Source organism: Streptosporangium sp. NPDC023615, assembly GCF_040640155.1.
Taxonomy (GTDB): domain Bacteria; phylum Actinomycetota; class Actinomycetes; order Streptosporangiales; family Streptosporangiaceae; genus Streptosporangium.
Map to the genome: position 1 here is coordinate 1 of NZ_JBFABE010000009.1, position 19115 is coordinate 19115.

Annotated in this window: 19 protein-coding genes and 1 tRNA gene; 7 read left to right on the plus strand and 13 right to left on the minus strand. The window is 71.5% G+C overall.

The features are described from left to right. Positions 1-313 precede the first annotated feature (313 nt). Positions 314-913 carry a helix-turn-helix domain-containing protein gene (locus AB0G16_RS09560; protein WP_362801319.1) on the minus strand — a complete coding sequence of 200 codons (600 nt, stop codon included), beginning with the start codon at positions 911-913 and terminating at the stop codon, positions 314-316. Between the two features lie 109 nt (positions 914-1022). Between AB0G16_RS09560 and AB0G16_RS09565 the strand changes: the two genes are divergently transcribed. Together AB0G16_RS09565 and AB0G16_RS09570 are read left to right on the plus strand one after the other, a co-directional pair. Then, positions 1023-1928: an NmrA/HSCARG family protein gene (locus AB0G16_RS09565; RefSeq protein ID WP_362801322.1), complete on the plus strand. Its 906-nt coding sequence runs from the start codon at positions 1023-1025 to the stop codon at positions 1926-1928. Further along, positions 1925-2806: a TIGR03620 family F420-dependent LLM class oxidoreductase gene (locus AB0G16_RS09570; protein WP_362801325.1), complete on the plus strand. Its 882-nt coding sequence runs from the start codon at positions 1925-1927 to the stop codon at positions 2804-2806. The genes AB0G16_RS09565 and AB0G16_RS09570 overlap by 4 nt, the downstream gene beginning before the upstream one ends. A gap of 197 nt (positions 2807-3003) precedes the next feature. Here AB0G16_RS09570 and AB0G16_RS09575 read toward each other — a convergent pair whose 3' ends face one another. The 4 genes from AB0G16_RS09575 to AB0G16_RS09590 all read right to left on the minus strand — a co-directional run bounded on the left by AB0G16_RS09575 (position 3004) and on the right by AB0G16_RS09590 (position 6486). After that, positions 3004-3276, minus strand: coding sequence for a type II toxin-antitoxin system RelE/ParE family toxin (locus tag AB0G16_RS09575; RefSeq protein ID WP_362801328.1), 273 nt, complete (start codon positions 3274-3276; stop codon positions 3004-3006). Next, a complete protein-coding gene (locus AB0G16_RS09580) occupies positions 3273-3560 on the minus strand; it encodes a type II toxin-antitoxin system Phd/YefM family antitoxin (RefSeq protein ID WP_362801331.1) in 288 nt (95 codons plus the stop codon). Before AB0G16_RS09580 ends, AB0G16_RS09575 begins: the two co-directional genes overlap by 4 nt. A gap of 374 nt (positions 3561-3934) precedes the next feature. Then, on the minus strand, positions 3935-5560 hold the full coding sequence (gene pruA / locus AB0G16_RS09585; protein ID WP_362801334.1) for an L-glutamate gamma-semialdehyde dehydrogenase: 1626 nt from the start codon (positions 5558-5560) through the stop codon (positions 3935-3937). Next, positions 5560-6486: a proline dehydrogenase family protein gene (locus AB0G16_RS09590; protein ID WP_362801337.1), complete on the minus strand. Its 927-nt coding sequence runs from the start codon at positions 6484-6486 to the stop codon at positions 5560-5562. The genes pruA and AB0G16_RS09590 overlap by 1 nt, the downstream gene beginning before the upstream one ends. 94 nt (positions 6487-6580) lie before the next feature. On the opposite strand from AB0G16_RS09590, the gene AB0G16_RS09595 reads away from it, so the two are divergent. After that, the gene (locus AB0G16_RS09595) at positions 6581-7657 is read left to right on the plus strand and encodes a helix-turn-helix domain-containing protein (RefSeq protein WP_362801340.1); all 1077 of its coding nucleotides are present in this window, start codon (positions 6581-6583) and stop codon (positions 7655-7657) included. Between the two features lie 181 nt (positions 7658-7838). Here AB0G16_RS09595 and AB0G16_RS09600 read toward each other — a convergent pair whose 3' ends face one another. From AB0G16_RS09600 to AB0G16_RS09610, 3 genes are all read right to left on the minus strand, one after another. Continuing rightward, positions 7839-8678 carry a glycoside hydrolase family 16 protein gene (locus tag AB0G16_RS09600; RefSeq protein ID WP_362801343.1) on the minus strand — a complete coding sequence of 280 codons (840 nt, stop codon included), beginning with the start codon at positions 8676-8678 and terminating at the stop codon, positions 7839-7841. Between the two features lie 308 nt (positions 8679-8986). Next, positions 8987-10159 (minus strand): glycosyltransferase, encoded by a 1173-nt coding sequence (locus AB0G16_RS09605; protein WP_362801345.1) that lies wholly within the window; start codon positions 10157-10159, stop codon positions 8987-8989. A gap of 256 nt (positions 10160-10415) precedes the next feature. After that, the gene (locus AB0G16_RS09610) at positions 10416-12275 is read right to left on the minus strand and encodes a SpoIIE family protein phosphatase (RefSeq protein WP_362801348.1); all 1860 of its coding nucleotides are present in this window, start codon (positions 12273-12275) and stop codon (positions 10416-10418) included. Positions 12276-12400: 125 nt separating this feature from the next. Between AB0G16_RS09610 and AB0G16_RS09615 the strand changes: the two genes are divergently transcribed. Continuing rightward, on the plus strand, positions 12401-13153 hold the full coding sequence (locus AB0G16_RS09615) for an ANTAR domain-containing protein (RefSeq protein WP_362801351.1): 753 nt from the start codon (positions 12401-12403) through the stop codon (positions 13151-13153). Between the two features lie 37 nt (positions 13154-13190). On the opposite strand, the gene AB0G16_RS09620 is transcribed toward AB0G16_RS09615, so the two are convergent. Next, positions 13191-13586, minus strand: coding sequence for an STAS domain-containing protein (locus AB0G16_RS09620; protein WP_362801353.1), 396 nt, complete (start codon positions 13584-13586; stop codon positions 13191-13193). A 194-nt stretch (positions 13587-13780) separates the two neighbouring features. On the opposite strand from AB0G16_RS09620, the gene AB0G16_RS09625 reads away from it, so the two are divergent. After that, entirely contained in the window at positions 13781-14557 is a 777-nt protein-coding gene (locus AB0G16_RS09625; RefSeq protein ID WP_362801356.1) for a SigB/SigF/SigG family RNA polymerase sigma factor, read from the plus strand. Between the two features lie 74 nt (positions 14558-14631). Next, complete coding sequence (locus AB0G16_RS09630) at positions 14632-15132, plus strand: ATP-binding protein (RefSeq protein WP_362801358.1); 501 nt, start codon at positions 14632-14634, stop codon at positions 15130-15132. Positions 15133-15997: 865 nt separating this feature from the next. Here AB0G16_RS09630 and AB0G16_RS09635 read toward each other — a convergent pair. From AB0G16_RS09635 to AB0G16_RS09650, 4 genes are all read right to left on the minus strand, one after another. Beyond that, the gene (locus AB0G16_RS09635) at positions 15998-16192 is read right to left on the minus strand and encodes a hypothetical protein (protein WP_362801361.1); all 195 of its coding nucleotides are present in this window, start codon (positions 16190-16192) and stop codon (positions 15998-16000) included. Between the two features lie 2 nt (positions 16193-16194). After that, positions 16195-17118, minus strand: coding sequence for a hypothetical protein (locus tag AB0G16_RS09640; RefSeq protein ID WP_362801364.1), 924 nt, complete (start codon positions 17116-17118; stop codon positions 16195-16197). 5 nt (positions 17119-17123) lie between these two features. After that, positions 17124-17762, minus strand: a complete 639-nt coding sequence (locus tag AB0G16_RS09645; protein WP_362801367.1) for a hypothetical protein — start codon at positions 17760-17762, stop codon at positions 17124-17126. A 331-nt stretch (positions 17763-18093) separates the two neighbouring features. Then, positions 18094-18537, minus strand: a complete 444-nt coding sequence (locus AB0G16_RS09650; protein WP_362801370.1) for a hypothetical protein — start codon at positions 18535-18537, stop codon at positions 18094-18096. Positions 18538-18647: 110 nt separating this feature from the next. On the opposite strand from AB0G16_RS09650, the gene AB0G16_RS09655 reads away from it, so the two are divergent. Continuing rightward, a tRNA-Pro gene (locus AB0G16_RS09655) sits at positions 18648-18724 on the plus strand. Positions 18725-19115: the final 391 nt, after the last annotated feature.

Here is a 19115-nt window from a genome sequence, read left to right on the forward strand (position 1 = left end):
TCGGCCTGGACGGGCCACGGCGGGTACCACCGGGTTCTCCGTGATCTCGGTCATCACGGCCCGGCCGGGCCTGACATGTCGAGGGCGGATCGTGGACGAGCGGCGCCACGTTCGACACGGCCGATACGGCCGATACGGCCGATGCCCGAGCCTCCGATTCGAGCCCCGGGCATCGCCTTGCCCTGAGGAGGCGGTCACCCGGGGAAGCCCGCCCACCCGAGGGCGGGCCCACCCGTTTCGTGAGATGTCACCCCATGTGCGTGTAACGGTGGTCGGTCGGCGGGACGGTGGTCACTGCATGACACATGCGGTCTCACTGCTCGCCGTGGACGTGAGGTCCTTCATGAGGGCGCACGCCGTCGATGGCGAGTGCGAGTAGCCGGTCGGCCTCGGCCGCTCCTCCGGGTTCCTGCTCGGTGGCCAGTGAGATGGCGCTGACGAGTTTGAGCAGATCGACGATGGCGACGCCGGGGCGGACGGCGTGCGCCTGGCGAGCACGCTCCAGCAGCTCGCCGCCGGCGTTCACGATCATCGTGTGGCAGGTGGCGCCCAGCGTCGGATCGCCGTCGTGGGCGCCGCGCATCAGCGACGCGGCCAGGCCGCGGTTGGACGTGGCGTGCGTGCCTACGGCGCGGAGCCAGGTGACCAGTGCGGGGCCGGGATCGAGGTCGGCGGTCAGCTCGGACGCCTTCGCGCAGAGAGTCTTCACCCGGTCGCGGAAGACGGCCTCCAGCAGTGCCTGGCGAGAGGGAAAGTGCCGGTGCAGGGTGGCGGAGCCGACGCCGGCGTGCCGGGCGATCTCCTCCAGGGAGGCCCCGGCTCCGTGTCGGGCGATGGTTTCGCGGGCCGCGACGAGGATCCGGTCGTAGTTGCGCCGCGCGTCGGCGCGCATCGTGCGGTCTTCGCGAGGCACTGGCTCTCCACTCGACTTGCTAAACGGGGTTGCCCCCCATATGTTAGCCGAAGATAAGTGGGGGACCACCCCGTTTCTGTGGGTGGCACGCTTCAGGAGAGGCACGGACATGCAGAAGACCGTTGTGGTGGTGGGCGCGACAGGACTCCAGGGGCGGGCCGTGACGGCACATCTGCTCGCCGGCGGCTGGCGGGTGCGAGCGCTGACCCGTGATCCGGGCAGAGCGTCGGCGCAGGCCCTGGCCGCGGCGGGAGCCGAGCTCGTACGTGCCGAGATGGAGGACCTTGACTCTCTGGTCGCGGCGGCCGAGGGCGCCTACGGCATGTTCAGCGTCCAGCCCACCGTGGGCTCACCCGGCACCCCGCCGGACTTCACGGCCGAGGACGAGGTCCGCTGGGGCGTCAATGTGGCCGAAGCGGCTCGTGCCGCGGGCATCCGGCACTTCGTCTTCACCTCCGTCGCCGGCGCGGGCCGCCACGACGACGAGGCGCTGCCGCGCAACATCGTGAGCAAGTGGCGGATCGAGCAGCACATCGCCAAGTTCGGCCTGCCCGCGACCATCCTGCGACCGGTCTCCTTCATGGAGAACTACACCGGCGGCTACCACCTGCACGAGGGCACGGTGACCGCCGCGTTCGAGCCGGACGTGCCGCAGCAGATCATGGCCGTCGACGACGCCGGCGTGTTCGCCGCCCTGGCCTTCGCCCGTCCGGACGAGTGGATCGGCAGGGCGATCGACCTGGCCGGCGACGAGGTGACCCCACGGGAGATCGCCGAGGCCGTCGGGGCGGCGATCGGGCGGCCCGTGCCGTACGTGCAGATCCCGATCGAGACGATCCGGCAGGCCGGCGAGGAGTTCGCCTTCGCCTACGAGTGGCTCAACACGCTCGGCTGGCGGGCCGACATCGCCGCGGCGCGGCGGATCCACCCCGGCCTGACGGACTTGCGCACCTGGCTGGAGCGGGCCGGCGCGACTCAGATCGAAGCCTTCTTCGAAGCTCGGCGGGACATGTGAACGGCCATGAACTCGATCTCGGGCGCATCGGGATATGGGCGGGAGACCTCGACGGCTATCCCGCCGCCGCTCTCCGCGAGGCGGCGACGGCGATCGAGGATGCCGGTTTCGGGACGCTGTGGTTCCCCGAGACGGCGGGGCGGGAGGCCATGGCACAGGCCGGAATCCTGCTGGCGGCCACCCAGCGGATCGTGGTGGCCGCCGGCGCCGCCGACATCTACGCGCGCGACGCGGTGAGCGCCGCGGCCGCGCAACGCACCCTCGACGAGGCGTTCCCCGGGCGCTTCCTGCTCGGGCTCTGGGAGAGTCACCCCAGCCTCGCCGAGGACGTCCGTGGCCACCGCTTCGGCCCTCCGCCGGAGATCATGCGCGGCTACCTGGACGCGATGGACGCCGCTCCGTTCGGTCCGCCCGATTCGCAGGTCGCCCCGCGCCGAGTGCTTGCCGCGCTGGGTCCGGATCTGCTCGCCCTCGCCCGCGAGCGGGCCTGGGGGGCGCATCCGCTCGGCATGCCGGTCGAGCACACCAGGACCGCCAGGGCCCTGCTCGGTCCGGACGTGCTGCTGGCCGTCACCCAGCTCGTCGTCCTGGACCCGGACCGCTCCGCCACCGCGGACCTGGCCCGCTCCTACGCCGCCGCGCTCCTTCCCAACCGCCGTGCACTGCTGCAGGATCTGGGGTTCGAGGACGTCGATTCCCTCGACGACCGGCTTGTCGACGCGCTGGTGAGCCGCGGGCCCGCCGATCTCATCGCACGCCGCGTCGAGGAGCACCTGGAGGCCGGAGCCGACCACGTGAGCCTCTTCGTCGTCACGGCCACACCACGGACCCCGCCCCTGCGCCAGTGGCGTGAACTCGCCGGACGACTTCTGATCTGACATCGGTGACGAGCGACGCCCGGGTCCCGAATGCGAGACCCGGGCATCGCTTTGCCGTGAGGGAGTACTCGGGGAAGCCCGGTGACTTGAGGCTGGGCTGCTGCCACCCGCTCTGCGGGACGTCACCCCATGTGCGGGTAGCGGTGATCGGTCGGCGGCACGGCGGTCACCGCACGACGAGTGCGGCCCATCAGCTGTTATGGGTGGTAGGCGTCTCGGCGGTGTTTGATCGTCTGGATCGTCACGGTGTGCTTGTCCTCGTCGATGCGGTAGACCACGCGATACGTTCCGCGCCGGGCGACGTGCAGTCCCTCGTACGGCTCTTGGAGGGGTTTGCCGACGCGCCACGGCTCGCGTGCGATGGCACCGGTGATCAACTCCCAGGCTGCGGCCGCCACGGTCTCGGGCAGGCCCGAGGCGAGTGCGCGGCGGGCGGGCGGATCCAGGAGGACGGTGTACCGGTCGCTCACGCGCGCGCCTTGCCGAGGCGGGCCGTCATGATGGCGGCCATCTCCTCCTCGGTGGTCATGTCGCCACTTGCCTCGGCGGCAGCGGCCTCGACCAGGTCGGCCCGCATCTCAGGGTCAGTGAGGATCTCCAGCGTCTCCTGCAGGGACTCCCACTCGGCCACGGACACGATGACCGCATGAGGCCGCCCGTTCCGGGTGAGCGTGAAGTGATCGTGCTCACGAGCGGCCCGGTCGGCCAGCTCGGTCAGCCGGTCCTTCGCTTCGCTGATCGGGATGATCTCCATGGACCTCATGGTACCTCTTTGGCCGAGATACCAGCCAAAGTCCGGGCCATTCTCCCGATGACGCGATGCAACGATCGAGCGAGCGGCTCACCGTCGGCAAGCGGTACAAGACCGTGCCGGCGATCCGATCGCGGCGCTGCGCAGGCAGTTCCTGAGCCCGTGACCCGCCGACGCGGCTTTTGGTGAGGTCCTCAGGACGCCGCTGCGCGACGGACGACGCCCGGGTCTCGAATGCGAGACCCGGGCGTCGTCATCTGTCGCGAGCTACTCGGAAGAGCCGAGTCGCTTGAGACCGGACCGCCGTCGGCTCTGCCGTGAGGGATCGCTCGGGAAACCCGGCGACGTGAGGCAGGGCCCCGCCGGGCTGCGGGACGTCACCCCATGTGCGGGTAGCGGTGATCGGTCGGCGGGACGAACGTCTCCTTGATCGTGCGGGCGTTGACCCAGCGGATCAGGTTGAGGATGGACCCGGCCTTGTCGTTGGTGCCCGAGGAGCGGGCGCCGCCGAAGGGCTGCTGGCCGACGACCGCGCCGGTCGGCTTGTCGTTGACGTAGAAGTTGCCCGCCGCGAACCGCAGCCGCTCCGACGCCTGGGTGATCGCGTGACGGTCCCGGGCGATGATCGAGCCGGTCAGCGCGTACGGCGAGGCGTCGTTCACCCCGTCCATGACCCTCTCGAAGTCCGCGTCGTCGTAGACGTGCACCCCGAGGATCGGCCCGAAGTACTCCTTGGAGAAGATCTCGTCGGTGGGGTCGGACGCCTCGAGGACGGTCGGCCGCACGAAGTAGCCGGTGGAGTCGTCGTAGGAGCCGGTCAGCACGTCGATCGAATCGAGCGAACGGGCCCGGTCGATCGCCTCCCGGTGCTTGGCGAACGCCCGCGCGTCGATGACCGCGCCCATGAACGTCGACAGGTCCGCGGCCACGTCCCCCACGGTCAGCGACTCGGCGGTGCTCACCAGGTCGTCGCGGATCGCCGACCACAGCGAGCGCGGCACGTACGCGCGCGAGGCCGCCGAGCACTTCTGCCCCTGGTACTCGAACGCGCCGCGCACCAGCGCGGTGACCAGCACGGCCGGGTCGGCCGAGGGGTGGGCCAGCACGAAGTCCTTGCCGCCGGTCTCGCCCACCAGCCGCGGGTAGGAGCGGTAGGAGGAGATGTTCGCCCCGACCGTGGACCACAGGTGCTGGAACGTCGCGGTGGAGCCGGTGAAGTGGATGCCCGCCAGGTCCGGGTGCGTCGTGGCGACCTCGGAGACGGCCTTGCCGTTGCCGGTCACCATGTTGATGACGCCCGGCGGCAGCCCGGCCTCCTCCAGCAGGCGCATCGTGAAGTGCGCGGCGAACTGCTGGGTGGGGGAGGGCTTCCAGACGACCACGTTGCCCATCAGGGCCGGGGCCGAGGGCAGGTTCCCGGCGATGGCGGTGAAGTTGAACGGCGTGATCGCCAGGACGAAGCCCTCCAGCGGCCGGTACTCCATCCGGTTCCACACCCCGGGCGAGGAGATCGGCTGGTCGGCCTGCAGGCGGCGCGCGAAGTCCACGTTGAAGCGCAGGAAGTCGATCAGCTCGCAGGCGGCGTCGATCTCCGCCTGCTGCGCCGACTTGGACTGCCCCAGGATCGTCGCGGCGTTCAGCGTCTGCCGGTACGGCCCGGCCAGTAGGTCGGCGGCCCGCAGGAAGATCGCGGCCCGCTCGTCGAAGGGCAGGGACCGCCAGGAGGGCGCCGCCCGCAGCGCCGCGTCGATCGCCGCCCGCACGTCGGAGGCGTCGGCGTCGGCGGTGCGGCCCAGCACCGAGGCGTGGTTGTGCGGCTGCACCACGTCGATCGAGGCGCCGGCGGCCATCCGCCGCTCGCCGCCGATCGTCATCGTCAGCTCCGGCTGCGCCCCGGACAGTTCCTTGACGCGGGCCTCCAGCGCGGCACGCTCGGCGCTGCCGGGCGCGTAGCCGAGCACCGGCTCGTTGACCGGGGCGGGAACGGTGGAGATGGCATCCATCACTTGCCTCCAAGGGCACGCAGAAAGAAGGCGATGTTCGCCGGGCGCTCGGCCAGCCGGCGCATGAAGTAGCCGTACCAGTCGTCGCCGTAGGGGACGTAGACGCGCACGGTGTGGCCGGCTCCGGCCAGGGCCCGCTGCTTGTCGACCCTGATCCCGTACAGCATCTGGTACTCGTAGTCGCCGATCGCCCGGGCGAACCGGTCGGCGAGGGTCTCGGTGATGGAGATCAGCCGGTCGTCGTGCGTGGCCACCATCGGGTAGCCGGCGCCCGACATCAGGATGCGCAGGCAGCGCACGTAGGCCAGGTCGACCTCGCTCCTGCTCTGGTGCGCCACCGAGGCCGGTTCGGCGTAGGCGCCCTTGACCAGGCGGACCCGCGAACCTTCGTACGCCAGGTCGCGGCAGTCGGCCTCGCTGCGGAACAGGTAGGACTGCACGGCGACGCCGACGGAGGGGAAGTCCTCGCGCAGGGTGCGCAGCGTCTCCAGGGTGGAGTCGACCGTGGTGTGGTCCTCCATGTCCAGGGTCACGGTCGCCCCGCAGGCATGGGCGGCCTCGCAGATGTGCCGCGCGTTCTCCGTCGCGATCTTGGCGCCGTCGGCCCCGAGGGCCTGGCCGACCGCCGACAGCTTCACCGACACCTCGGCGCGGTCGCCGAGGTCCAGCTCGGGCAGCGCGCCGAGCAGCGTGACGTACGCCCCGGCCGTGCGGGCGGCGGCGTCGGCGTCCCGCGTCTCCTCACCCAGATGGTCGACGGTGACGGTCAGGCCGGCGGCGGTCAGGCCGCGGATCGCCTCGACCGCGTCGGCGGGCGTCTCGCCCGCGACGAAGCGGTCGACGACCTTGCGGGTCACCGGGACGCCGGACACCGCGCGCCGTACCAGGGGTGACCGGGAGGCACCGAGAAGCAGGGAACCGAGCATGTCCCAACCCTAGAACCCGCCCCCGACCGGCCGTCATGTGCATCTGCCACGACCGCCGACGGGAGTGTTCATACAGATGTACGACAATGGTGGGGTGCTGCAGGACACGGTGGACGAGATCGCCGCGAGGCTCGGCGCGTCCGCGACCCTGGAGGACCGTTCCTTCCAGCTCCTGGCGTACGCGGCGCAGAGCGGCGACATCGACGTGGTGCGCCAGGAGTCCATCCTGCGGCGCCGCGCCACGGACCAGGTGCGGGCCTACTTCGAGGGGTACGGCATCGCCGCCGCCCCCGGGCCCGTGCGCATCCCGGCCGACGCCGACCTGGGGGTGCTCGCCCGGGTCTGCGTGCCGCTGCGGCACCACCGGGTGACCTACGGCTACCTGTGGCTCCTCGACGACGGCACGCTCGGCGACGACGCCCTCGCCTCCGTCGCCGGCCTGGTCTCCCGGGCCGCCGCCGCCCTCGCCCAGGAGGCCCGCACCCGCCAGGACCTGGGCGCCGGGCTGCGCGAGCTGTTCTCCTCCGACGCCGAGGAGCGCTCCGGCGCCCTGTCCCGGCTGGACGTGCGCGGGCCGGTGGCGGCGATCGCCGTGCGCGGCTCGGAGGACCGGGTCGCGGCCCTGTGGACGCTGCCGCGCGGGGTGCTCGCCGATCCGGCGTTCCCGGCCCGGGACGGCCAGGGAGAGCCGCTGGCCGCCCTGCTGGTCCCGGCGGGCCAGGCACGGGAGCTGGCCGCGCGCGTCCAGGGAATGTACGGCACGGCGGTGGGCCTCGGTGGCCCCCGCGAGGAGGCGGCGCGGGCCTGGCGGAGCTGGGAGGAGGCCGTGCACGCGCTCGGCGTCGCCGTCCGCGTGCCCGCCCTGGCGCCCGTGGCCGCCTGGCCCGACCTGGGCGTCTACCGGCTGCTCGCCCGGATGTCCCCCGCGCGGCTGCGGGAACTGGCCGGGGAGGCCGGACGGCTGGCCCAGGACCCGGAGCTCGCCAGGACCGTGGAGGGTTACCTGGACCGGGCCGGCCACGCCCAGGAGAGCGCGGCGGCGCTCGGCGTGCACCGCCAGACGCTCTACTACCGGCTGGCCAAGGCCGAACGGCTCACCGGCCGCGACCTGGCCGACGGCCAGGAGCGCCTGCTGGTCCACCTCGCCCTCAAGGCGGCCCACCTGCTCTGAGGACGACCCGGACCACCTGAGCGACCCGGACGGCCCGGGCGGCTCGACGGCCCGGGCGACCCGGACGGCCCGGGCGACCCGGACGGCCCGGGCGATCGGGCGATCGGGCGGCCCGGGCGATCGGGCGGCCCGGGCGCGGGGCCAGGGCGGTTCTGGCGGTCCCGGTGACTCCACCGGGCGGTCAGACGTTCGCCCGGTAGATCTTCACCCAGTCCACGTACATGCTCACCGTCGGGGGAGTGGACCGGTTGCGGCACGGCGACCACTGGTTGCAGGTGACGTCGTTCTGGAGCGTCAGGTGCATGGAGCGGCTCCTGGGCACGTTCGGCCCCCGGTAGTCCCACACCTTCCTGCCGTCCAGCCAGAACGTCAGCCGGCCGGGCAGCCAGTCGACCGCCACCGTGTGCCAGCGGGTGAAGTCGGCGCGCATCTGCCGCTGGGCCTGTGGTCGCTCGCCACGGTGCACGAAGATCCCGCCCGACCTGCGGGAGGGATCGATGATCTCGGCGAAGTCGACCTCGGCGTACTCCCCGCCGCCCTGGTCGGACGGCCAGAGCAGGGCCACCGGCGTGTACCCGGCGCCGCGCTCGGCGCGCAGCCGCACCTCCCAGCGCCCGTAGCGCTGCGCGGTCCGGGTGGCGATGCCCCCGGACAGGTCCTTGCCGCCTACGATGCCCCCCTTGAGCCGCAGGGCGCCGCCGCTCACGGTGGTGGCCCGGCCGGTACGCGGGTTGGTCTCGGCGCCGGGGGAGTGGTAGACGACCCACCTGCGGCCGTCGACCCGGCCGCCGTCGAAGTTCTCCACCAGGACGGGGGCGCCCCAGGCCCGCCCGTCGGCCGCGCCCGCGACGTCGGCCGCGCCCGCGCCGAGGAACACGCCCGTACCGGCGGACGTGCCCGCGCCGGCGGGGGTGCCCGGTGCGGCCGTGACGGCCGCCCCCGCGGACGCGTGCGCCGGGGGCAGGGCGGAGAGCGCCAGGGCCGCGGCCAGGAAACCCAGGAACGTGCCACGAATCGACATGCGCCCATCAAAGCAACGATTGCACTCCAGTAACAGAGGTATCGCGATTTCGCATCCGTCCCTCTTGCTCCCTCCGGCGGACGAGGACCCGGGGCACCGAAGGCCGGGCGAGAAGAAGGCGTGGGGACCCCGATGTCCGGGAGCCCCAACGCCCGGGGGATCCAAGGGCCGGGGGATCCAAGGGCCGGAAAGACGAAGGCCCGGCGAGAAGGGGGCGCAACGAGAAGACCGGGGACCCCGACGGGTCCCCGGTCTCGATGCCGGTCGGCGTGGCCGGCGGCGCCGCACGGGCGCCGCGGGCGGTACGGCTAGGCGACGGTGACGGCCGAGCCGGACAGCGCGTTCTCGTAGACGTGGACGAGCTCCTGGCTGATCCGCTCCCACGAGTAGCGCGACCGGGCGCGGTCGGCACCGGCGAAGCCGAGGGCGGTGCGCCGGGTCGGGTCGGCGAGCAGCTCGCGGGTGAGGCGGGAGGTCTGGGCCGGACGGTCGGCCGGAACCAGAAGGCCGGTCACGCCGTCCACCACGGAGTCGAGGTGGGCGCCCACCGCCGAGGCGATGACGGGCACGCCGCAGGCCATGGCCTCCAGCGCGACGACACCGGCCGGAGCCTCACGGGGCAGCGAGAAGACCACGTCGGCGCTGCGCATCAGCTTCGCCACCGAGGTGTGCGGGACGTGGCCGAGGACGGTGATCCGGTCCTCGACGCCGATCTCCTTGGCCAGCAGCATCATGCGGTGCGCGTCGGCGTCGTGCTCCAGCTCCGTGGCCGAGGGGCCACCGGCGATGATCAGCTCGGCGTCCGGGACGCCCTCCAGGGCGCGGATCGCGGTGTGCGCGCCCTTGTCGGCCGTGAGCGGGCCCACGTGCAGCAGACGGGGCCGGGTGCCGCGGGAAGCGGCCGGACCCTGGCGGCGGAACCGCTCGACGTCGACGCCGCACGGGATGACCGAGATGTTGCGGCGCGGCACGCCCAGCCGGATCAGCGAGCTCTCCTCGTCGCCGCATCCGGCGATCACCGCGCTGGCCCGGCGCCCGATGGCCCGCTGCACGCGTACCTTCTTGGCGTCCTTGGCGTCGCGGGAGCTCTCGCTGCTGAAGGTCTGGGTGAACGGGACGTTGAGGCCGTTGGCGCCGGCGATGGCGGCCAGCCCGCCGGTCCAGGAGTGGGCGTGGATCACGTCCGGGCGGTCCTGGCCCCAGCGGTCCATCAACTGCTCGCCCAGGTCGGACAGGAAGGGAAGGACGCTGTCCTCGGGAAGGTCCTTGGTGGGGCCGGCGGTCAGGTGCTCCATCGTGACGCCCTGCGACACGCGAACCCGGGACTTCTCCGAGTCGGAGTTCCTGCGGGTGTAGATGGTGACCTTGTGCTCCCGGCCGAGCTCACGGGCGACTGCCATCAGGTGAGCGCGCTGGGCTGCGAGGTCGGACTCGTCCTGGTTGGAGGAGAGAGCCTCGGAGGAGACGAATGCAATGTTCACGGCACACCTCTGGGAGGAGATAGGCATGGAAAGCCTGTGATTCCTTCAGGGGTGCCTGCGTCTTAGGCACACGTCTGTATGGGGACAACCATACCCTGATCCGCGCCTGAGCCAAACCCACCTACCCCGAAGCGGGCGTTCAATTCCCAGAGCCGTACGGTCGTCGGCGGCTCCAGCGCGGCCGCCACCTCGTAGGCGGCGACGGCCAGCAGGGACGCCCGGTCGGCCACGCCCCGCCGGTCACGCCGTACGACCCCTACACGACACGGAGGGCGAGTATCACGATCTCATCCCATACCCTCCCGCCGGAGAACGCGTGCCGGTCCTCCTCCACGGTCTTGACGACCGTCGCCGGGGTCTGCGCCACGCAGCGCGCCAGCACGTCGGCCAGCCTGGTCTCGCCGTAGGACTCGCCCAGCTCGTTCTGCGAGGCGACCAGGCCGTCCGAGTAGAAGACCAGCGTCTGCCCGGAGGTCAGCGCGATCTCCTCGGTGAACATCTCGGCCTCCGGGGCGATGCCCAGCGGCACGCCGCCGCCCGCGGTGAACCGCACCCCGCCGTCGGGCTGCAACAGCGCGGCGGGATGGTGACCCGCGCTGGCCAGCCTGATCCTGCGCGCCCGGATGAACCCGGTCACGGCCATCACGAACATGCCGTTGTTCTGGGCGGTCAGGGCCTGGTTCAGCTTGCGCATCACCTCGCCGGGGTCGGACTCCCAGACGCTGAGCACGCGCAGGCCGTTGCGGACCATGGCGCTGACCGACGCGGCCTCCTCGCCCTTGCCCGCGGCGCCGCCCAGGGCGAACCCCCACCCGTCGCGGGAGGGGAAGACGTCGTAGAACTCGGCGCCGACCGGGCTCGAACCGGCGTTGTAGATCGCCGCCGCCTCGAATCCCGGGATGTCGGGCAGGCTGCGCGGCACCACGCTGGTACGCAGCGCGTCGGCCGCTCGCGAGCGGGTCTGGAAGCTGCGCCGGGCCCGCACCGCGAGCCCCAGGTGGGCGCCGATCTCCTCCATGAGCCCCAGGTCGGCGAGGGTGAAGGGCTCGCGGTCGCGGAGCCGTACCAGCGTCAGGGAGCCCAGGACGTCACCCCCGCCGCCGATCGGCACGATCAGCACCGAGGCGGCGCCCATCACCCGCAGCAGCGGCGGCCCGCCCGGGACGTCGCCGAGCAGCCCGTCGTCCTCCAGCATCTCGTGCACCACGCCCGAGCCGCCGGTCAGCACGTGCGCGACGCCCGGCGCGGTCAGCGGGTTCATCTGCTCGGCGAGGCGGACGAGCTGGGTCACCGGCCTGTCGCTCGGGCCGAGCACGCTGGCCCGCTTGGGCATGCCGTCCCGGATCATGTCGGCGAACACCCAGTCGGCCCACTCGGCGGCCAGCAGCCGCGCGGCCCTGGTCACGGTCACCGGCTGGCGCAGGCTCTCCTCGTCCAGCAGCAGCCGGGTCATCCTGGACAGCAGCTCCTGCCGGCGCGCCGCGGCCATCACCAGGACGGCGTCGGAGCGGTCGGCCGGCCCCGGGGGAGGGCCCGGCACCTGCGCCTCCAGCGGCAGGATCATCACCGCGACCATCTCCTGCGGCTCGCCCGGCATCGTCAGGCGGGTGACGGCGAGCTGCACCGTGTGCGCCCGGCCCTGGTGGGCCAGGCGCGTCTGCAGGGTCGCGGTCTGGCCGCCCTGCTGGACCGCGGTCAGGTGCGAGCGGAACGCCGCCCGCCGGGAGACGTCGACGAAGAGCGGGAACGAGCGGCCGATCAGGTATCCCGCCGGGCTCCCCAGCATCCTGGAGGTCTCGGCGCTGATCCGCCGGACCACCCCCGAGGCGTCCAGCACGACCACGGGGATGGGGAAGGTGCGGAACACCTGGCGCAGCAGCTTGAGCTCCCGCTGGGACCCGCTCTCGCGCTCACCGGAGCGTTTGGGCGCCTTGCGCAGCTCGCGCACGGAGGCGTCCAGCAGCTCCCGCGCGGTGTCGAGCTCCGCGAGCGCCGCGTCGAGTGTGGACCTGGGGTCCGCGGGGTAGGCGGACTTCGCCTCACGCAGGGAGGAGACCCTGGCGGTCAGGGCGCTCAGCGCCTGCTCCAGGGTCTGAAGGCCAATACCGTCGGTCAATGGTCGTCCTCGTCAGGGGGCGGGGATGGGGCGTTATCCCGTCGTAGACGGTACGCCACCCGAGGCCGGATCGGCGCGTGGTCGGACAGTGGTTAGGTTGGTGGCACAGGAAAGGGGGCCCGCGGATGGACATGGTCACTCCCGTCCTCGCCAGGGATCTCGCGGTCCTCGGCAGGGTCAGCGAGGAGACATCCAGCGAGAGCGTGCTGCGCGGGCTCACGGCCACCCTCGCGGGCGGCGTCCCCGGCTGCGCGGGCGGTTCCGCCGAGCTGTGGCGCGGGGAACGGGTGGTCGTCTCGGCCTCCCACAGCGAGCTCGTCGTCCTCGCCGACAGCGAGGAGCGGCTCGGCGAGGGGCCCTCGGCCGAGGCCCGCGCCACCGGGCGCCACGTGATCGTCCAGGACGTCCTGCGCGAGTCGCGCTGGCCGGGCTACGTGGCCATGGCCGTCCGCTGCGGCGTCCGCTCGATCCTGACGATGCCGATCACCGTCGAGCGCGCCGTCCTGGTGCTCGGCATGTACGGCGTGCGCCCCGGGGTCTTCGCCGCCAGGAACGTCCCCCCGCTGGCCGACATGCTCGCCGAGCAGGTGGGCGTCGCGCTGGCCAACATGTGGGACTACGACGAGGTGCGCACCGACGCCGCCCAGATGCAGGAGGCGCTCGCCGGCCGGGCGATCATCGACCAGGCCAAGGGCATCATCATGAAGTCCAGCGGCTGCTCGGCGGAGGCCGCCTTCGACGAACTGCGCCGGATCTCCCAGCACCACCAGGTGAAGGTCGCCGACCTGGCCCGGCTGCTGGTCGACGAGCACCAGCGCAACCGCGAGGCACGGGAGGGCTCCGCGGGAGGCTCCCTGGAGGACCTCACGGGAGCCTGAGACGCGCCCCGTCCCACCCCCGGGGCTGGGGCCGCTCCTAGCGGCCGCCGGCTCCCGAGGGGTCGTCGAAGGCCGCCAGGGCGTCCTCGATCGTGTCGTACAACGGCAGCCGCTGGGCCAGGCCGGTGATCCACATCACCTTGGTCTTGGCGTACTCCACCCCGATGAGGGCGAACCTCGCACCGGCGGTGGTGCTGACCTGCCAGTGGTGGACGATGAGGCCGAGCGCGCGCGAGTCCATGAAGGTCACGCCGCTCAGGTCGATCGCCATGTCCGGACCGTGCTCACCGGTCTCCGCCGCCAGGTAGTCGGCGAACTGATCTCTCGTCGTCGCGTCCAGCAGACCCGTCACGTGGATCACGTTGATCCCACCGACGAGCGCCGACGTGAGAGTCAGGGCCGCCGATCTCTCGCCGTTCTCCGACACCGTCACTCAGGGCCTCCTCGCACCATTCGATTAGCAACCTTACTGTTACCTGCGAGCGAGTAATACTCCGGGATTCATGGCAATATTAGAAGCAGAGGTCCAGCAGAGGGCCTCGCCTCGAAACTTGGTCGAGGCGATGCCGTCTGCCCGGATGTTGCTTCCGTGGTCGGCTCGCCCGACAGTAATACCAGGGAGCAGCAATGTCTGTTCAGGCACTCGAAATCACCGACATGACCGCCGAGGAACTCCTCGCCGAAATGTCGCTGCCTGAGATCTCCGACTACCGTGCCGAGCGCCTGCGTGAGCGCATCGTCGAGATGCACCGCCACCTCGCCATGGAGATCGCCCGCCGCTACCGCTACCGCGGCGAGCCGATGGAGGACCTCCTGCAGGCCGCGTACGTCGGCCTGATGAAGGCCATCAACGGCTTCGACCCGTCCCTGGGTCACCCCTTCCGCGGCTACGCCGTGGTCACCATGACCGGTGAGGTCAAGCGCCACTTCCGCGACCGCACCTGGGCCATCCGCGTCCCCCGCGTCTTCCAGGAGCGCCGGGCCGAGCTGAACCGGCTGGTCGCCGACCTCAGCCAGGACCTCGGCCGCGCCCCCACGGTCACCGAGCTGGCCGCCAAGATGAAGATCTCCGAAGAGGACGTCCTGCTCACCCTCGACGCCTCCGCCGCCTACAGCGCGCTCTCGCTGGACGCCCCCCTCGGCGCCGACGACGACGCCGCGGCCCTGGGCGACGTCATCCCCGACGAGGACGACGCGCTGGGCACCCTGGTGGACCGCGAGGCGGTCAAGCCGCTGATCGACAAGCTGCCGGCCCGGGAGAAGAACATCCTCCTGCTCCGCTTCTTCGGGAACATGACCCAGGCCGAGATCGCGGCCGAATTCGGGATCTCCCAGATGCACGTCTCCCGTATCCTGCGGAAGGTGCTCGATCAGCTCCGTGAGGAACTTGTCGCCGAATGCTGAATACATCGCCCGCTACAGGGCACCCCAGTCGGCGACAACGGACGTGGCGTAAGGTGCGTTTGAATGGACCCCGGATGCTGAGAACGACGGCGGACTGGGACAGGGGAGGCGGATCTCGGGTGAACGAGGACGGTGCTCGTCCGGCTCGCTTCATGGCGAGCGGCGACCGTTCCCGGATTCCTCCCGCGGGTGCCGCCGTGGCCGAACTGGCGTTCTGTCTGCCCGACCTGCCCGACGTACGTGACTTCGCCGCCGCCCACGCGGTGCGGAGCGGGATGTCGCAGGAGGGCCTGGCCGACTTCCTGGTCGCGCTGAACGAGGTGGCCACGAACGCGGTCACCCATGGACACACCACCGCGAAGGCCGTCCTGCGCATGTGGACGGTCGGCCGGACCCTCGTCGTGGAGGTCCACGACGAGGGCCGGTGGGACCCCGGCCCCGCGCCGGGGGAGACGCCCCCCGGGCCCCATGCGACCAGTGGCATGGGGCTGTGGGTGGCCCGGATGGTCAGCTCGGACATCAAGTTCGAGACCGGGGCCTCGGGCACCTTCATCACCATGTCGTTCAAGTTCTGATCCGCCCCGTCTGCGCTCCACCCGCTGTCTGATCCCCCCGTCTTCGATCCGTCCGGCCTCTGATCCACCTCGGCCTCTGATCCACCCGTCGGCCCGCCGTCCCCTCCGGCGGCCCGCACCACGACGGGTGAGCCGCCTCACACGCCCGGCGCGCGCCCCGCCGGAACGAGGCCGTGGAGCATCACCCGCATCCCGGAGCGAGCCTCGGGCCGTTTTCTTCCCGTCGTCGCCGTGAGACCGGGCACCACCGGTCCCGTCCCGCGGGCCTCGTCCCGCCGACCGCTTTCCGGCGACTCCTTTCCGCGGACGGACACCGCCCTGCCGGTCGATCCGTCGGCACGAACCGTCCCACCGGGTCACCGCCTCGTACGACGTCGCTCCGGCTCAGGGCCGCTCAGAGCGCTCCGTGGCGGACCGGGTGTCCTGATCTCTTCGCGGCACTCCACGGCCCCTGGTGGTCCTTCGTGGTCCCTTTCGGCCTTCATGGTGTTTCGCCGTCCTCGCCGTCCTCTAGGCCCGTCCCCGAACGGAGAACGCTCCCTCGGACGGCACTCCCGGCTCATCCCTTCGGGACTCATTCAGGCCACCCGCTCCGGCGTCCGCTCCGCGGCGGGAGATCCACGTGCCCTTGGCGGCCCGCGATCCGCCGATGCCGATGCCGACGCACCGCAGGACCATGTCGTGCTCCCGTGTGGCCCGCGCCGCCGGTGTCCGCCTGCCGGGTGAACGGTGAGGGACCCCGGCCACAACCGGTAACGGCAGAGGACCCCGGCCATATGGCCGGGGTCCTCTGCCGTTCGTTCGGCGGTCTCACCCTGGGGGCCGATCCTCCTCGGCGCTGCCGATCCGGAGGAGCCCCGGGAGATCAGCGCCTGCGACGCCAGCCCCCACCCCCGCCACCGGTACGCGGGCCGGCCGAGCCGATACCGGCCTGGTGCAGCGCGAGGAGCAGGAGACCGAGCAGAAGGAAGGACGTGCCGTTGAGCCCGGGGATGTTGGCGCCGATCAGGTCGAGCAGGAGCCCAAGACCGAAAACGATGGCGGCGGCGATTGCAAGCATTGTTACCTCGTCCCAGCGGAGATGTTCAGGAGTTGTTCCAGGGTCGCCCGGTAGTCGCGCAGGGCGATCCGAAGGTCCTCGGTGTCGTTCTTATCGATGTTCTTCCAGCGGCCCTGGAGCTCGTTGGCCCGAGCCTCCAGCGCGCTCCGGAAGAAGCTTGTCACCTCGTCGAGGAGGGAGTCCGCGCGCTCCACGGCCTGGCGCGGGTCGTCGACGAAGCCGGCCTGGACCTCCTGCCAGCGCCGCCGTATCCCGTCGGAGTCCTGCTCGAACAGGGCTGCGGCCCCGGCGGCGGACGCGATGGGCGGTGCGTTGTGCGCGGCGGGCCGCTCGGCGTCGGTGAAGCCCGATCCCTCGTCGAGCACGTCGTCCGGCCTGCCCGCGGTGCTGTCCGGGAAACCGGCGCCGTCCGTGGGAACGGTGCCCGGTACCCGCTCGTGCGGCGCGGAACCGGCGGCCGGCGTGTCCGTGACCGAGGCGCCCGGGACAGACGTGCCCACGGCCGACGTGTCCGCGGCCGAGGCGCGCGGGACCGAGGTGTCCGTGACCGGCGTGCTCGCGGCCGCGTCCCGGGGGAGTGTGCCGCCGCGCTCGTCGTCGAGGTCGTCCCGCACGTCGCGCCTGCCGGCGCCCAGCGGGGCGTCCTGGTCGCTGACCAGCTCGTCACCTGTGGCGGCGTGCCGGTCGTCATGCGGCCCGGTGTCTGCGACGTCCTTCCCGTCCCCGGCCTCCGGGCCGGTGCGCGGGCTTTCCCGCCGGGGCCCGGGAGCGTCGTCCGGACGCGGGTCCCTGGCCTCGTGGCTCGCGTTCTGAGCGTGCCGCGAGGCGTTCAGGTCGTCCTCGTCGAACTTGCGCACCACGTGGTCGTCGTTCTCGGATGCCTTGTGGACCAGGCGGTCGCCGTCCGGAGAAGATCGATCGTTCATCTGGATCACCGTCCTTCGGTGTCGCGGCGGGGGGACTGATCGTCGTCGGCGCCGTGGACGGTGTCGTCCGCGTCGGCACGCCGGGAATCCCGCTCACCCGTGGCCGGGCTGGCGGGGGCCGCGAGCAGCTCCTCGAACAGGGCGCGGTAGTGCACCATGGCCTGGCGGAGTTCCTCGGTGGAGGCCTCCTTGCGGGCCGCCCGGCTGCTGATCTCGTGAGCCTGCCGGTAGTGGTCGAGGGTGCGGCCGTGCGCGACCGACAGGTCGGAGAGCCGCTGCTCGAAGTTCTCGGTCGGGTAGCCGCGCTCGGCCATCACCGATGTCACCAGATGGTCGGCCTCGGTCACCGAGAAGCCGGGAGCGTCCACGAAGCGTTCCTGGACCTCCATCCACTTCTTGCTGTAGATCTCGCGCGTCCCGGCGTCCAGGGCACGGATGTCGAGGGAGCTGAAACGCTGCTCACGGGCGATGAGCTCCTGCTCGGCCTCGCGCCTGTTCTCCCGTTCCTGCACGGTACGTTCGTATTCGGGGCCGAAACGGTCACGCAGTCGGTGCCGGCGTTGCTGCTGCACGAAGAAATAGCCGACTGCGGCGATCACCACCACCGCGACCACGACGACGGCCACCCAGAGCACGGTGGTCATGTCTGCCTCCGGTTGTTTAGGCGCTTGTTCCGGTGCGCTGCCCCAGGTACAGGCCTCGAAACCGGCCGCCGACATTTACGGATTCCCAGGTCGTGAGCTATATGTAACGTTTTCTCACGTTTTGTCGTTTATTTAACTGTTTTTGCTCTGACGTGCAGGTCGTCGCGGATCCGATGACCGTCACCCGCCCTACCGGTCCGCTCCCGGAGGTGGGGTCGTCCCGTCCCCGCTCCCGTACGTCGCGGACCCAGGGCCGAGGGGGCGGTTCCGTGACCCGTTCCTGTTCCCCGGCCCCTTGCGGCCCGTGTCCGCGGTCGCGACGGCGTCCGCGTCATCCTCCGGCGTGCTCCTCGGTGCTCTCGAGGGCCCGCCGCGCTTCGGTTAGCACCCTGGCGAGCAGCCAGTCCTGTGGCGAGGCGGGTATCTCCGCGAACCCCCGGCCGGGCTCGTAGGAGACGTCCAGCCCGCCGTCCACCAGCCGCGCGGCCCAGCGCAGCGCGGTGTTCAGCTTCTCGGCGGGGATGACCCGCCCCTGGGCCACGGCCGAGAGGTTCCGCAGGTTCGTCGCGGGCCCGGACTGGTTGTGCGAGCGGTCCAGCTTCCACGGGATGGCCCGGGAGTGATCGAGCATCGGCTTCGAGAGGCCCGCCGCCCGCTTCGCCTGCAGGATCCCCGACTCGCTGACCCCGAACCGCGAGGCCAGTTCCGCGTTCGACAACCCCTGCCCGGCCAGCCGCCGAAGCTCCTCGGGGTCGATCAACGCCTTACGTCCCACCTGTCCCTCACCCTTCGCGATCGCCTGTCCCCGCGGGCCTCTTCGTGTGCGCAAGCCCGCTGGATCTGCGCTAAGGTTATGACGTCCCGCCCGAGAGGGCGCAGGACGACCGGGACGTAGCGCAGCTTGGTAGCGCACTTGACTGGGGGTCAAGGGGTCGCAGGTTCAAATCCTGTCGTCCCGACCAGGTTTTTGCTGGTCGGCAAGGGTGTCACCCGAAAGGGAGGCGCCCTTTCCTCGTTCTGGGCGACTTTCGAGACCAGCCACATCCGGGACTCGAAGGAGCCGATGTCTACGACATCGAAGAGCCCGCCAACGAGTCCGACCCATAGCCGACCGGCCGGATCCTGCTTCTGCTGTGGCCAGCTCGGAGTGTTCTCATCCTGCCTGTGGCCTTCATCAAGTCGGCGGATCGAGGTCGATAACGCGCGGGACTCTCCGACATGGTGCGGCAGCTGGTCGCCGAAGGCCGGCACATCACCGCCGACCCGTTCGGCCGGATCGCCCCTACCTACGCACCGGCATCAGCCGCTTCGGCGCCTACGCCACCGACGACCTGCGCCACCACCCCGACCCGT